The organism is Natronosporangium hydrolyticum (assembly GCF_016925615.1).
GTDB lineage: Bacteria > Actinomycetota > Actinomycetes > Mycobacteriales > Micromonosporaceae > Natronosporangium > Natronosporangium hydrolyticum.
Genome location: NZ_CP070499.1, coordinates 1,010,085 through 1,023,893, shown reverse-complemented (window position 1 = coordinate 1,023,893; position 13,809 = coordinate 1,010,085). Strand labels below are relative to the sequence as shown.

Below are 13,809 nucleotides of genomic sequence, written 5' to 3'. Positions count from 1 at the left end.
TCGTCACTCTCCCTCGGGCTCGGCCGACTCGGGCGCTTCGGCGGGTTGGTAGACGGGGCCGCTCGGCGCCCCGAGGGCGAGGAACCGGACCGGCCGGGCACCGGCTGGCCGCTGCTCGGGGTCTATCCGCTCCAACCGGGGCAGCAGGTGCCGGTCGACCACCTCCAGCAGCTCCCGCCGGAACTCGGCGAACTCGTCAGCGTCCAGCCAGGCGTAGTTGACCTGGCAGGTGATGCCGGTGTCCCGCCATGGCTCGGGCTCGCTGGCCCGCTGCTGCTGCCAGGCCCGCCACGACTCCAGATCCCGGGCGATCAGGGTGTCGATGAGCGCCTCCCGGGCGGTCGCGAAGCCCGGCTCAGCCGACTCGGCCGCGACGCTGACCGCCTGCGGCACGTATCGCCAGGGACGCTGCCGGCCGGTGCCCCGCTCGGCCTCCTCGACCACCCCGTGCTTGGCGAGTAGACGGAGGTGCCAGGAGCAGTTCGACGCCGACTCCCCCAGCCGTTGCCCCAACTCAGTAGCGGTGAGCGGGCCATACGTCAACAACTGGTCGATGATCCCCATCCGCACCGGATGGGACAACGCCCGCAACTGCCGCGGATCGCTCAGCTCCCGATGTGGCAGCGCTGCGTTGGCGCCATCGACGGAGGCTGCCGGTTCATCCTCAGACATGCTCGAAGCTTAGCTTTCGAAAGGATCCCTTCGCAAGAGATCTTTCGAAAGCTACGCTTCGAGACGCCACCCAGTTAACTCTGCTCCAACTCCGCCACCCAGCCGTGGATCAGGTAGTGCGCGATCGAGGCCGGCCCGGGCAGGGCCAGCGGCGAACCCGCCGGCGCCTCCCCGTACGGCGCCCCGGTCGGATCCGGCCGCTCCGGCAGCAGCGCCGCCACCTCGGCGCGGGTGAACCACCGCGCCTCCGCGATCTCGGTGGGCTCCAGTCGCAGCGGCTGCGCCGGGTCCCCGACACCGGTGAACCCCAACATCAGCGAGCCGGGGTACGGCCACGCCTGGCTGGCCTGGTAGCGCAGGCCCGAGACGGGCACCCCGACCTCCTCGTACACCTCGCGGACCACCGCCGCCTCGGCGGACTCACCGGGCTCGACGAAGCCGGCGAGGATGGAGAAGAACCGTCTACCCCCCGGGCGGTGCCGCCAGGTGGCGTTCCGGGCCAACAGACACTGCCCGGCAGGGCCGGCCACCCCGTCGTGGATCAACATGATCACTGCCGGGTCGGTCCGCGGAAAGAGGTGTTGGCCTGCGGAGTCCACCCGGATCCAACCACCGTCCGCCGGGGTGGTGGCCTCCCCGGTCATCGGCGAGAACCGATGACGGGCGTGCCAGTTCACCAACGAGGCGGCGGTGGTGAGTAGGCCGGCGTCGCGATCGTTGAGCTCCGCCCCCACCTCCCGCAACGACACCAACCTCGCGCCGGCATGTGGTGGCGTGGGCGACTCCGAGACCACGGCGAAGTACGGGACGCCCGCCTGATCCTGCCCCAGAAAGAACCGCTCGCCGGCGGGTGCGGCCTCGGCCGAGCTGAAGACCAGCTCCGGGGTCGCCGAGTCGGCGGCGGCGCAGAACGCCCGACCCTTCGGATCGACCACCAACACGCGGCTTCGCGACCACGCCTCGGCCAACCACTGCGGGTCTCCTCGCCGCAACGCCGCCCGGTCCACCCCGGCTCGCGCCAGCGGAGGTCCGGCCGGGATCTGCGGCACACTGATCTGCCCCGGGGCCGCCCGGTGCCCCGCGGCCTGCCCCGCAGTGGCCTGCCCCGCAGTGGCCTGGCCACCAGCGGCCTGGCGCGCGATGTTCTCCCGCGCGGCGGTGGGCCTGGACGGTCCGGTCATACCGGCTCGCGAGTCACCGGCGTCAACGTCGCCAACGGCGCCTCGACCACCGTGGCGTCCCCGAGCACCACCGTCACCGCCTTCGCGGGCGCCAGGTACCGACTCGCCGCCGCCGCAACATCAGCCACGGTCGCGGTCGCCAACGCCTTGACGTGATGCTCCAGATAGTCCAGTCGCAGCCCGAAGCCGGCGTAGGTGCTCGCCAGCCCGGCCAACCCGGACTGCGTCGCCAGCCCCAGCTGGACGGTGCCGAGCGCGTACTGCCGGGCCTGCTCCAGCTCCGACTCGGTCGGCGCGCCGTTGGCCAAGCGGCCCAGCTCGTAGTAGGTCTCCAGCAACGCGGGCGCGGTGACCTCGGTCGCCACCTCCGCCGCGATCACCAACGACGAGCCAGCGACCGAATGCTCCACACCCGAATGCGGGCCGTACGTGTAGCCCTTGTCCTCGCGGATGTTCTCGACCCAACGCGACGAAAAGTAACCACCGAAGACCAGATTGGCCAGCTGCAGCGCCGCATGGTCCGGATGGGTCCGCCCCACCGCCGGCAGCGCCATCCGCAGCGACGACTGCACCGCGTCCGGCCGATCGGCGACCAGCAACGGCCCCGGGCGCAGCGGCGGAGCGGCCGGCAACGACACCGGCGGCGCGCCACCGTCCCAGTCACTCAGCGCCCGCACCGCGGCCGCCAACGCCTCCGCCGGCCGCAGGTCCCCCACCAGCACCAGGGTTGCCCCGGCCGGATGCACCCGGCCAGCGTGCAGTTGCCGCAACACCGCGGTGTCGACGTCGCGTACCTGCTCCGGCTCCGGCGTCTGCACCGCGTACGGGTGGTCGCCGAACATCCGTCGCAGCAATGTCTTCCGGACCAGGTGTGACGGCTGGCTGCGGGCGACCTGGATCCGGTCAGCGAGCCGTTCCCGCTCGGTGACCACCTCCTCGGCCGGATAACGAGCCTCGGTCAACACGTGCGCCAGCAGCTCCAGCACCCGATCGAGCCCGCTCACCAACGCGTTGCCGGAGACCAGCAGCCGGTCGGGATCGACTCCCACCCCGAGCGCGCCGCCGACCGCCTGCAGCTCGGCAGCGATCTCCAGGTTGGTCCGTTGGCTGGTACCCGAGAGCATGGTCTGGGTCAGCACCGAACTGGCCGCCAGGTCAGCGCCCCCGAACGGCACTCGCAGCCGCAGCTCGACCAGCGGCACGCTGGGCCGACGCAGTGCGATCACGGTGAGCCCGTTGGGCAGCTGCTGCTCCGCCGAGTCGGGCAGGGTCAGCTCCCCGAGCGGCCCGAGCTCCGGCACCGGCCTCATGCCGCACCCGCCGCGGCGGCGATGGCGTCCGGGCTGCTCTGCGCCGCCCCCGGCAGGACGCTCTGGCTGGCCCGACGCTCCGGCCGGAGGGTCGCGGCGGCCGCGACCACCTGATCGGGGGTTACCGCACCGAGCAGCCGGGGCAGGTCGTTGATCATCGCCGGGTCGCCTCGTTGCAGCTCCAGCACCGCCATCGACAACCCTCTCCCCAACACGCCATCAGCGTCCCGCAGCAGGTGGGTGGCCATCCGTGCCTGCACCCGCCGCAGCTCCGCTTCGGTGATCCCGTCGGTCGCCAACCGCTGCAGCTCCTCGTCGATCGTGGCGAGCACCGGGTCGACCGAGCCGCCCGGCGGCAGGTGCGCCCGCAGCAGCAGCACCGTAGGGTCGCGGACACCGAACGGTTCGCCGAGGAAGCCGATGTAACCACCGATGCTGGTCACCGAGCGGTCCCGCAACACCAATCGGGAGACCAGCCGGGAGGCGTCACCGTCGGTGAGCACCTCGGCCAGCACCACGTACGGCAGGTAGCCGGCGAAATCCCGCAGCGGGTCCGGCACCCGCCAGGCGGCGGCGACCGCGGGCAGCGGCGCCAGCCGGTCTTCATACTCGGCCCGCGCCTCGGCGGCCAGATCCGGCTCGGCGAAGCTCGGCCGCGCCGGCGCCGGCCGCGCTGGCACGTCGCCGAAGTGCTGCTCGACCAGCCGGATGGCGTGGTCAGGGTCGAAGTCGCCGGCGAGCGTCAGCACTGCGTTGCCGGCGGCGTAGTAGGTCTCGAAGAACTCCGCAGCATCGGCGACCGTGGCCGCCTCAAGATCACCGAACGAGCCGTACCCGTCGTGGGCGTTCGGGAAGGTATCGAAGATCACCGGCGGGAGCGTCAGGAACGGAAACCCGCCGTACGGCCGGTTCAGCACGTTCACCCGGATCTCTTCCTTGACCACGTCGACCTGGTTGCGCAGATTCGCCTCGGTGAGGGTGGGACCGCGCATCCGGTCGGACTCCAGAAACAGCGCCCGTTCCAGGCCACCGGCCGGCAGCGTCTCGTAGTAGTCGGTGTAGTCCAGGTGAGTGGAGCCGTTGAAGGTGCCGCCGGAGCCCTGCACATAGCGAAAGTGGGCCAGCTTCTCCAGGTTCGCCGAGCCCTGGAACATCAGGTGCTCGAAGAGGTGCGCGAAGCCGCTGCGGCCGGGCGGCTCGGAGCGGATGCCGACGTCGTAGAGGACCGACACCGACACCACCGGGGCGCTGCGCTCGGGCGCGAACACCACCCGCAGCCCGTTGTCGAGGGTGGTTCGCTCCACTGGGTAGCTGGTCCCCGGGATCTCGGGCGTCATGATTGCCGACACTCGCCGACCGTACACCGTTACGGGGAGGGGTGTGGCGGTCCTGCCCACCACGCCCCTCCCCGTACTCGGCTCAGCCCACCCGATCCGGCGCCGGCCGGTCCCGCCCGGTCCAGTAGTGGTAACCGAAGACCGCGACGAACAGCGCGAACCCGAACGCGTCGCTGGCCAGCCCACCGCCGAGCAGGCTCAGGCTGGCGACCAGCAGCAGGATCCGGGTCCCCCAGTGCAGCGGCCGGTCCAGGTAGCCGGCGACCGCGGCACCGAGCGCGGTCACCCCCACCAAGGCGGTGGCCACCACCGCTATCGCCCCGCTCCAGGTGACGTCGAGCAGCAACAGCTGCGGGTTCAGCACGAACATGTACGGCACGATGAAGCCGGAGATGGCGATCCGGAACGACCACACTCCGGTCCGCAGCGGGTTACCACCGGAGATCCCGGATGCCGCGTACGCGGCGAGGCAGACCGGCGGGGTGATGTCGGCCATCACCCCGAAGTAGTAGACGAACATGTGCGCCGCCAGCAGCGGCACCGCGTCGAACGCGATCAGCACCGGCGCCGCCAGGGTGGCGGTGATGACGTAGTTCGCGGTGGTCGGCACGCCGATGCCCAGGATCAGGCAGGAGATCATCACCAGGAACATGGTGATGATCAACAGGCCGGTGACCCCGACCTCCGGCAGGTTCAACCAACCGCCGACGACGTTCAATACGCCGGCGATCTCGCCCGCGAGCGAGGTCAGTTCGCCCACCAGCTTCAGCCCGAGGCCGGTCAAGGTGATCACTCCGGCGATCAACCCGGCGGCGGCACAGGCGGCGATGATCGGCAACGCGATCCGGGCCGCGTCTACCAACCCTTCGAGCAGCCGGCCCGGGGTGAGCTTGTCGTCCACGTTACGCCACTGCGCAACCGCGCCCCTCACCCACGGTGGAGCATCCGCCAGCCATCGCCGCCAGCGCAGTCGCTGTCGCCGCTGCCACTCGTAACCCCGGCGCCGCAGGCGGTGGCTCCACAACCGCCCGCGCCACCAGATCTGCCCAGCGACCAACCTCAGCCTGCGAACGACGCGGCGCAGCCCCGCACCGCTCGCTGGCTCAACCGCCGGGGGTGCCGGCTCCTCGCGGCTCGGCGCCGATGCCAGATCAGCCGCCCCGGGCTCCAGCGGCGGCGGATCGCGGCGGGCCGCGCCAACGACCAGGGCGCCGAGCTGGACCACGATGTTGATCACGATGGTGGCACCGATCGCCCACAGCGCGGCCCGCATCGGGGTGAACCCGGAGGCCAGAATGACGAAGATCAGGATGATCGGGGCGAGCAGGTACCCCTGGATCGCCAGCAGCCGGCGGACGCTCGGCAGCTGCTCCCGGGGTAGGCCCCGGATGCCCTGCTTCTTCGCCTCGAAGTGGATCACGATGAACTGCGCGACGAAGAAGAGCACCGCCGGGATCGCCGCCGCCTTGATGATCTCGATGTACGGGATCCCGGTCATCTCGATCATGATGAAGGCGGCGGCCCCCATGATCGGCGGGGCGAACTGGCCGCCGGTCGAGGAGGCCGCCTCGACCGCCCCGGCAAAGTCCCGCTTGAAGCCGGAGCGGCGCATCATCGGGATCGTGAACGCACCGTTCGAGACGGTATTCGCCACCGAACTGCCGGTGATGGTGCCGGAGAAGGCGCTCGTCAGCACGCCCACCTTGGCGGTGCCGCCGGTGTAACCGCCGGCCAGCCCCAACGCCAACCGGGTGAAGAACTTCTCCATCCCGGTCCGCTGCAGCATCGCGGCGAAGATCATGAAGAGGAAGATGAAGGTGGCAGAGACCGCGATCGGAGTGCCGAACACCCCCTCGGAGCCCAGGAACGAACTGGCGACGATCCGGTCCACCGAGTAGCCGCCATGGGCGAGAAACCCCGGCAGGTACGGCCCCACGTAGGCGTAGACCAGCATGATCGCCGCCAGGATGGTCAGGGCTGAGCCGATCGCCCGCTGCGCCGCCACCAGCACCAGCAGAATCCCGACCGTGCCGGCCCAGAAGAACGGCGTCACCGACGCGTCGACCGTGGGCACCCGGCCCGCCGAGCGCAGCAAGGTGTCCACGTCGAAGAAGAGGTACAACCCGGCGGCGAAGCCGAGTAGCGACAGCAGGATGTCGGCCAGCGGCATCCCCCACAACCGCAGCGGCAGGTGCCGGGCTGCCTGCACCACCACCAGCACGACCGCCGCCGGAATCAGGATGTAGGGGTAGGCCTGACCGGTCACATAAAGGTAGGCCAGCAGGAACAGCCCCAGGCCGGTGAGCGCCCACCCGGTCCAGAGCTGGCGCGGCCCTTGCGGTCGGGACGCGGGATAGATCAGGAAGATCAGCCCGAGCCCGAACGCCACATGGAAGGTGCGCTGCTGCAGGCTGGGCAGCGTGCCGAAGATCGCGGTGTAGAGGTGGAACAGGCTGAGCGCCAACGCCAGGAGGAAGACCACCCCGCGCCAGAAGGCGTGCTGGTCCTTCCGGGTCTTCGGCGCCGCCTCGGCGAAGCTTTGGTCCGCCACCAGCTGGCTGATGTCACGCTTGGCGGCGTCATCGTCGACCACTGCCGGCTGGCCCGGACCGAGCTCGGGCTCGGCTCCGGCCCCGCGATCCGGTCCCTGCTCGGGCACCGGCCGGCGGTGAACCTGTTCGGACACGGTCTCTCCTGTCTCAGCCTCCGGTGACCCGGAGCTCCACGTACGCACCTGCCCGGGCGATCTCCAGCAGCCGCAGGTCGGCCCCGTCGAGGAAGGTCAACACATGATCTACTGAAGCGCTACCTACTCGCAATGGGACGGTCGGTAGGAGCCGGCCATGATGCTCCACCCGGAAACCGTCGGACTCGCGGTGGAAGGTGGTGGTCACCGAACCGATCTGCTCGGGCCCGGCCGGTAGGTTCGGGCCGAACTCGTCGAACCACAGCTCCTCCAAGCCGATGCCCGCGGCGCCGGTGATGGAGAAGGTCTCCACCACCGGCCGCCGGGTCACCGAGTGGGTGTGCCGCAGTTGGAACGTCTCACCAGCAACCACCGGCCGCTGGTAGGCGACCGCTTCCCGCTCGTGATCCCACACCTGCAGGTGCAGCCCGTCGATCGGGTCGGCCCGCTGCGGGAGCAGCCAGCCGGTGACCGCCGCCGCCACGAGCGTCGAGGCGGCGGCCACCAGCGCTACCACCCGCCGCCGGGTCACGGCAGGTCGACGCCCTGTTCCTCGTAGTACCGCTCGGCTCCGGGGTGCAGCGGCACGCCGCCGAGCCCGTCGATCGCGGTATCCAGCTGGATTTCGTCCGCCACCGCGTGGCCCACGGTGTCCGGGTCCATCCCCTCGTACATCAGGCTGACCAGCTCGTACACCTGGTCCTCGTCGAGGCCGGGGGCGACATAGAGCGTCGCCCAGTTAGTCACCCAGGTCGCGGCGTCATCCTGGCCCGGGTAGGTGCCCTCGGGCACCTCCACCGCGCTCAGGCTGGCGTCGTCGGCGAGCATCTGCTCCAACGGCTCCCCTTCGAGGTCGACCATCACCAGGTCGGTACCGGTGGCGACGTCGATGATGCTGGCCGCCGGCAACGCCAGAATCCCGAAGGCGGCGTCCACGGTGCCGTCCCGCAGCTGGTCAGCGGCGTCGCCGAAGCTGTCCTGGAAGGAGTCGATGTCGCTGTCCGCATCGATGCCGTGGTAGTCCAGGATCTGCCGGGCCGACACCTCGGTACCGCTGCCGGCCGGGCCGATCTGGACCCGCTTGCCCGCTAGGTCGGCGATGGTCTCGATCTCCGCGTCGGCACGGGCCACGATCTGGGTCACCTCGGCGTACACGTTGCCGATCGCCATGAAGTCGTGGTCCTCGCCAGCGAAGTCTCCCTCGCCGTTCATCGCGTTGATCGCGACCCCGTTGACCGCCATGATGAGCTCCACCTCGCCGGCCTGTAGCAGCCGGAGGTTCTCCACCGAGGCGCCGGAGGCCTGGACACTCACGGTCAACCCGTCGATCCCCTCCGACCAGATGCTCGCCATGCCCCCGCCGAGCGGGTAATAGGTGCCCCCGGTCGACCCGGTGGCGAGCAGCATGTGCGACAGCTCGCCCGCGTCACCTGGTTCCTCGCCATTGGAGTCGTCGGGCGCACAGGCAGTTGTCAATATCAATGCCGTTACCGCTGCCGGGATGGTCGCGCGGAGCGCCACCCGGCGGGTCACTGCAGTCATGCTCATCCTCCCAAAACCATGAGTGAGGTCGGTACCGTATTCTGCCGTCTCCATCTATGCAAGGCTCTATGCCACATTGAGTTGAAACCGCAAGCGAATCGTGCAAGTGTTGTCACTCGCATGAGCACCCCGGATAGCTACTCCGCCCTCGCCGCCCGGATCCACGAGCGGGCGCGGCAGCTGACTCCGGCCTACCGAACCCTCGCTGACCAGGTGTTACAAGATCCAGCGGGGGTCGCATTCCTGTCCGTGGCGGAGTTCGCCGAACAGGTCGGCGTCAATGTTTCCACTGTGTCACGATTTGCCCAATTCCTAGGGCTCCCCGGTTACCCGGCCCTACGGCGGCTGTGCAAACAACACCTGCACGACCAGGCCCAGCTCGTACACCGACTCGAGACCGCCGGTGACCCGGCGACCGCCGGTGACCTCTGGGAGCGGGCCGCGCGCGCCGACCAACAGAACCTGGCCCGCACCTTCGCCCGCCTCCCGCCGGGGCAGCTCACGCAGGTGTCGACACTGCTCAGCGCGGCCCCGGCGGTGCACGTGCTCGGGCTGCGGAAGTCCCACAGCCCCGCCTACCTGCTGTGGTACCTACTGCAGCTGGTACGGCAACGGGTGCGACTACTCACCCCGGGCACGATCGTCGACCAGCTTCGTGAAGTGCACCCCGGCGACGCGTTCGTGGCCCTCGCCATCCACCGGTACTCAGCCGACACCGTCACCGGGTTCCGCTGCGCCCGGCAACGGGGAGCAGCCACCGTGGCGATCACCGACAACACCGGTTCGCCGCTGCTGCCGTCGGCCGATCACGCCCTACTCACCGACACCACCGGCCCGGCGGTGTTGCGCTCCATGACCGCGGTGGTCTCGCTGGTCCAGGCGATCGCGGCCGAGGTGGCGGCGCGGCTCGGCGCCGAGTCCCGCGAAGCCCTCGCCACCGAGGAGGCGCTCCTCGAGGAGTTCGCTGTCTACTATGAACCGCCGCGGCGCCGATCGGCCCGGGCGGGACGCAACCAGCCCACCACTTAGGAAGGATCCCTCGTGACCGGCCCGGTGCTAGACGAACAAGACGGCCCAGTACTCACCCTCACCCTCCACCGGCCGGAACGGCTCAACGCAGTCAGCGAACCGATGTACACCGCGCTGCGGGAACAGCTAGCCCGGGCCGGAACCGACCCGACCATCCGGGTGGTGGTGCTGCGCGGCGCCGGCCGGGCCTTCTGCGCCGGCGCCGACCTCAAAGCCCACGCCGGCAGCGAACGGACCCTCGCCGACCGGCGCGGCTACGCCGAACTTGCCGGCGCCGCCGTCACCGACCTGGTCGGCCTCCCCAAACCGGTGCTGGCGGTGGTGCACGGCTACGCCTTCGGCGCCGGCGCCGAACTGGCGACCGCGGCCGACTTTCTCATCACCACCCCGGAGACCGTCTTCGCGTTCCCCGAACTCACCCTCGGCACCTACGTCGGCGGCGGCGTCACGATGCTGCTGCCACAGCTGGTCGGCCTGGCCCGGGCCCGCGAGCTGCTCTTCACCGGCCGCCGCTTCACCGGTGCCGAGGCCGCCGCGTGGGGCCTGGCCCACCAGGCGGTCGCCAGCCCGGAGCTGCCGGCGGCCGTCAGCGACCTGACCGGCCGGCTCGCCGACTCCGCACCGGTACCGACCGGGCTGCTCAAACAGCAGCTCAACCAGCCCGACCAGATCGGAGCGGCGATCGCCGAGGAGGTGTCGGCGCTGACCACCTGCATGGGGACCGCCGACTGGCGGGAAGGCCTGGCGGCCTTCGCCGAACGGCGGACCCCCAGCTTCGAAGGGCGCTGAGCGATGCGGTCGACCGTCGACAGGATGTTCGATCCACACGCGATCGCCGTGGTCGGCGCCTCCAACCACCACGGCAAACGCGGCAACCACGCGGTCCGGCAACTGCTCGACGACGGTTACCCGCACCCGGTCTACCCGGTGCACCCGCGGGAAGCCTGCGTACTCGGGCTGCCCGCCTACCCAACGGTCAGCGCGATCGGCGCCCCGGTGGATCTCGCGTTCATCGCCACCCCGGCGCGGTCGCTGCCGGCGGTGCTCGCCGACTGCGGCGCCGCCGGGGTAGCCGGCGCGGTCGCGGTCGCGGTCGGCTTCGCCGAGACCGGCGACGAGGGCGCCCGCTACCAGGCCGAGGCGGTGGCGGCAGCCCGCGACCACGGGGTACGCCTGCTCGGGCCGAACACCTCCGGCTGCTTCCACCTACCCGCCCGGATCAACCTGGTCGGCCTGCCGGAGGTGCCAACGGGCCCGCTCGGGGTCATCTCCCAGAGCGGCAACCTGCTGCTCAGCGTAATCGCGGCGGCGCACCGCCTCGGCGGTACCGGATTCAGCCGGTACGCGGGGGTCGGCAACGAGGCGGACCTCGGCTTCCCGGAGCTCATCGATTATCTCGGCGACGCCACCGACGTCGGCGCCGTCTGCGGCTACGCCGAAGGGTTTCGACGTGGCCGCGAGACGCTGGCGGCGATCACCCGGACCGCCCGGCGCAAACCGGTGGTCCTGCTCAAAGGGGGCCAGAGCGATGCTGGCGGTCGCAGCGCCCGCTCGCACACCGGCGCCGTCGCTGGCGACGCCACGGTGGCGACCGCCGCGCTGCACGCCGCCGGGGCCGAGGTGGTGGCGCGGGAGGACGAACTGCTGCCGGTGAGCGCCGCCCTGGCGAACTGGCCCGCCGCCGGCCCGCGGGTGGCGGTGCTCGCCGACGGCGGAGGCCACGCCACCATGACCGCCGACGCGATCGCGGGCACTGGTCGGCTCCGGCTCGCCGAGCCGGCCGAAGCCACCCGGAGCCGGCTCCGGAGACTGCTGGGGCCGGCCGCGGCGGTCCACAACCCGGTCGACGTGGCGGGCGCCACCGACACCGACCCGGCGCGTTTCGCCGAAGCCGCCGAGCTGCTGCTCGCCGACGCCGAGGTCGACCAGGTAATCCTGGTCGGGCTGATCGGGGGGTACGCGCAGCGCTTCGATCCGACCCTGGCCGCGGCTGAACAACGGGCCAGCCAGGTGCTCGCCGAGCGCGCCGTGGCCGGCAAACCGTTGCTGGTCTGCAGTGTCTACCCGGGTGAACGCAGCCCGGTGCTGGCGCCGCTGGCGGCGGCCGGCGTGCCGGTCATGTCCAGCGTCGACGTCACGGTCCGGTGCGCGGCGGCGATCGCGGCCCGGCAGCAATGGTTGGCCGCGGCGGCACCGCAGTGGCCACCACTGCCCTCCCCCGCGGCGCCGCCGGACGGGCTCCGGCCCCTGACCGAGCCGGCGGTCCGGGAACTACTCGCAGCCGCCGGGGTGCCGATCGGTCCGCATCGGCTCGCCCGCACCCCCGCCGAGGCCGCACAAGCCGCTGGTGAGCTGGCCGGGCCGGTGGCGCTCAAGGTGGTCTCACCCGACGTGGTCCACAAGTCCGATGTGGGGGGAGTTCGGCTCGGGGTGGCGCCGGCCGACGCCGCGGTGGCCTATCAGGAGCTGCTGGCCCAGGTGAGCAGGGCCGTTCCGACCGCGGCGCTGACCGGTGCGCTGCTCACCCCGATGGTCGAGACGCCGGGCGTGGAGCTGCTGATCGGGGTGGCGCAGGACGCCACCTTCGGTCCGGTGCTGACCGTCGGCGCCGGCGGCACGCTCGTCGAGTTGCTGCGTGATGTCTCGGTCCAGCCGCTGCCGGTGACGGCACCGCAGGCGCGCGCCATGCTCGACCGACTCGGCGTGGCCCGGCTGCTCCGGGGCTACCGCGGCGCGCCCGCGGCCGATCTGTCCGCGGTGGTGGCCCTGATCGTCGCGGTCGGCGAGGTTGTCCTGGCCCATCCCGACGTGGTCGAGCTTGAACTCAATCCGGTACTCGCCCAACCGGCCGGAGCCACCATACTGGATGCTCGGGCGTTCGTCGTCGACTGAGGTCACGCGACGCTGGCGACCGCAGCGCTCACCTCGCCGCCGGGGCCTAGGTCGACCAGCACCTCGTCGCCGGCGTCGCCCTGCGCGACTACGCCGAAGAGCTGGGTCTCGCTGCACCCCTCGACCCGGCGCACCGGGCGGCCGCCGATCCGGATCTGCGGTGGCATCACCCCGGACCGGAGCCCGCGACCACGAATGACCACATCCAGCCCGCCATCGGCGCGGGTGGTCAGCTCGCAAGAGTCGATCACCGGAGCTGGCCGCGGACGCCGCGTGGCCCAACGTGGGGCGAGCCAGAGTTCATCGCGTGACTTGGACATCTGGACTCCTCAGAACTAGGGGGTTATGCCCGAATTACTCGTGAAAGGTATTTACTCACGTTTCACCCGACAAATCTGACACGCTGCATTCACCCGTTCGGACGCCCGGCGCCGTACCGGCCTCGCCCGGCGGCCTCGCCCGGCGCCCCGGGCCGGCCGCTGTTAATGGGTTGGCCCTGCAGGTAGCGTCGAACCGTGGGACCTCGTGAGTTGTGTGGCCTGCTCGCCGAACCAGATCGGCTGGCGGTCTTCGCGGCAGTCACCCTCGGCGCCACCACCCCCGACCAGGTGGCCAAGACCACCGGAACGCCGCTGCGCGAGGTGATGGCGGCGCTCCGGCGCCTGGAGCGCGCCGGATTGCTGTATCAGGTGGACGGTGCGCTCACCGCTGACCGGGAGGCCTTCAAACGCGCGGTCCGCGAGACTGCGGCAACCTCGCCGCCCGCCGAACCGCTCGACGCGGACCCGGCCCGGGACACCATCCTGCAGACCTTCCTGCAGCAGGGGCGACTCACCCAACTCCCGGCGGCATGGGGCAAGCGCCGGGTGGTACTTGAGCACATCGTCGCCGCGTTCGAGCCGGGCGTGCGTTACCCGGAACGCGAGGTGGACGCGACCCTCCGGGCCTGGCACCCCGACTACGCGTCGCTACGCCGCCATCTGGTCGACGAGGAGCTCATGGCCCGAGAGGCCGGGACCTACTGGCGCATCGGGGGCCCGACGCTGCTCACCGACTGACGGCGGGCGGATAGTCTCACCCGACTTGGCGGGTTGAGTGGTGCCTGGTTTGCCAGTTCGGCCCTGGTTTGTCGCGTAGTGGATCACCACTCAACCCACCAA

12 protein-coding genes are annotated in these 13,809 nt (G+C 70.9%); 4 read left to right on the top strand and 8 right to left on the bottom strand.

Annotated elements, in window-relative coordinates; translation table 11 throughout:
• Positions 1-3 precede the first annotated feature (3 nt).
• From JQS43_RS04770 to JQS43_RS04740, 7 genes are all read right to left on the bottom strand, one after another.
• Positions 4-672, bottom strand: coding sequence for a winged helix-turn-helix domain-containing protein (locus tag JQS43_RS04770; protein WP_239677841.1), 669 nt, complete (start codon positions 670-672; stop codon positions 4-6).
• A 74-nt stretch (positions 673-746) separates the two neighbouring features.
• Positions 747-1,853 carry an NAD(+) diphosphatase gene (gene nudC / locus JQS43_RS04765; RefSeq protein ID WP_239677840.1) on the bottom strand — a complete coding sequence of 369 codons (1,107 nt, stop codon included), beginning with the start codon at positions 1,851-1,853 and terminating at the stop codon, positions 747-749.
• The gene (locus JQS43_RS04760) at positions 1,850-3,163 is read right to left on the bottom strand and encodes a M16 family metallopeptidase (RefSeq protein WP_239677839.1); all 1,314 of its coding nucleotides are present in this window, start codon (positions 3,161-3,163) and stop codon (positions 1,850-1,852) included. Before JQS43_RS04760 ends, nudC begins: the two co-directional genes overlap by 4 nt.
• Entirely contained in the window at positions 3,160-4,500 is a 1,341-nt protein-coding gene (locus tag JQS43_RS04755) for a M16 family metallopeptidase (protein WP_239679315.1), read from the bottom strand. Before JQS43_RS04755 ends, JQS43_RS04760 begins: the two co-directional genes overlap by 4 nt.
• Positions 4,501-4,582: 82 nt before the next feature.
• On the bottom strand, positions 4,583-7,186 hold the full coding sequence (locus JQS43_RS04750) for a TRAP transporter permease (protein WP_239677838.1): 2,604 nt from the start codon (positions 7,184-7,186) through the stop codon (positions 4,583-4,585).
• A gap of 13 nt (positions 7,187-7,199) precedes the next feature.
• Positions 7,200-7,718: a DUF1850 domain-containing protein gene (locus JQS43_RS04745; protein WP_239677837.1), complete on the bottom strand. Its 519-nt coding sequence runs from the start codon at positions 7,716-7,718 to the stop codon at positions 7,200-7,202.
• Entirely contained in the window at positions 7,715-8,728 is a 1,014-nt protein-coding gene (locus JQS43_RS04740) for a TAXI family TRAP transporter solute-binding subunit (RefSeq protein ID WP_239677836.1), read from the bottom strand. The genes JQS43_RS04745 and JQS43_RS04740 overlap by 4 nt, the downstream gene beginning before the upstream one ends.
• Before the next feature lie 120 nt (positions 8,729-8,848).
• On the opposite strand from JQS43_RS04740, the gene JQS43_RS04735 reads away from it, so the two are divergent.
• From JQS43_RS04735 to JQS43_RS04725, 3 genes are read left to right on the top strand one after another with little or no spacing between them, the layout of a single operon-like run.
• The gene (locus JQS43_RS04735; RefSeq protein WP_239677835.1) at positions 8,849-9,757 is read left to right on the top strand and encodes a MurR/RpiR family transcriptional regulator; all 909 of its coding nucleotides are present in this window, start codon (positions 8,849-8,851) and stop codon (positions 9,755-9,757) included.
• A gap of 12 nt (positions 9,758-9,769) precedes the next feature.
• Complete coding sequence (locus JQS43_RS04730) at positions 9,770-10,546, top strand: enoyl-CoA hydratase/isomerase family protein (protein WP_239677834.1); 777 nt, start codon at positions 9,770-9,772, stop codon at positions 10,544-10,546.
• 24 nt (positions 10,547-10,570) lie between these two features.
• Positions 10,571-12,649 carry an acetate--CoA ligase family protein gene (locus JQS43_RS04725; RefSeq protein WP_239677833.1) on the top strand — a complete coding sequence of 693 codons (2,079 nt, stop codon included), beginning with the start codon at positions 10,571-10,573 and terminating at the stop codon, positions 12,647-12,649.
• A 2-nt stretch (positions 12,650-12,651) separates the two neighbouring features.
• On the opposite strand, the gene JQS43_RS04720 is transcribed toward JQS43_RS04725, so the two are convergent.
• On the bottom strand, positions 12,652-12,969 hold the full coding sequence (locus JQS43_RS04720) for an IPT/TIG domain-containing protein (RefSeq protein WP_239677832.1): 318 nt from the start codon (positions 12,967-12,969) through the stop codon (positions 12,652-12,654).
• A 195-nt stretch (positions 12,970-13,164) separates the two neighbouring features.
• Here JQS43_RS04720 and JQS43_RS04715 point away from each other — a divergent pair, with 195 nt between their 5' ends.
• Complete coding sequence (locus JQS43_RS04715; RefSeq protein WP_239677831.1) at positions 13,165-13,707, top strand: DUF2087 domain-containing protein; 543 nt, start codon at positions 13,165-13,167, stop codon at positions 13,705-13,707.
• The last annotated feature ends 102 nt before the right edge of the window (positions 13,708-13,809 follow it).

Bases quoted from the DNA above. Each gene is read 5' to 3' on its own strand.
- JQS43_RS04770 (WP_239677841.1), bottom strand. From the start codon at position 672: ATGTCTGAGGATGAACCGGCAGCCTCCGTCGATGGCGCCAACGCAGCG.
- nudC (WP_239677840.1), bottom strand. From the start codon at position 1,853: ATGACCGGACCGTCCAGGCCCACCGCCGCGCGGGAGAACATCGCGCGC.
- JQS43_RS04760 (WP_239677839.1), bottom strand. From the start codon at position 3,163: ATGAGGCCGGTGCCGGAGCTCGGGCCGCTCGGGGAGCTGACCCTGCCC.
- JQS43_RS04755 (WP_239679315.1), bottom strand. From the start codon at position 4,500: ATGACGCCCGAGATCCCGGGGACCAGCTACCCAGTGGAGCGAACCACC.
- JQS43_RS04740 (WP_239677836.1), bottom strand. From the start codon at position 8,728: ATGACTGCAGTGACCCGCCGGGTGGCGCTCCGCGCGACCATCCCGGCA.
- JQS43_RS04735 (WP_239677835.1), top strand. From the start codon at position 8,849: ATGAGCACCCCGGATAGCTACTCCGCCCTCGCCGCCCGGATCCACGAG.
- JQS43_RS04725 (WP_239677833.1), top strand. From the start codon at position 10,571: ATGTTCGATCCACACGCGATCGCCGTGGTCGGCGCCTCCAACCACCAC.
- JQS43_RS04720 (WP_239677832.1), bottom strand. From the start codon at position 12,969: ATGTCCAAGTCACGCGATGAACTCTGGCTCGCCCCACGTTGGGCCACG.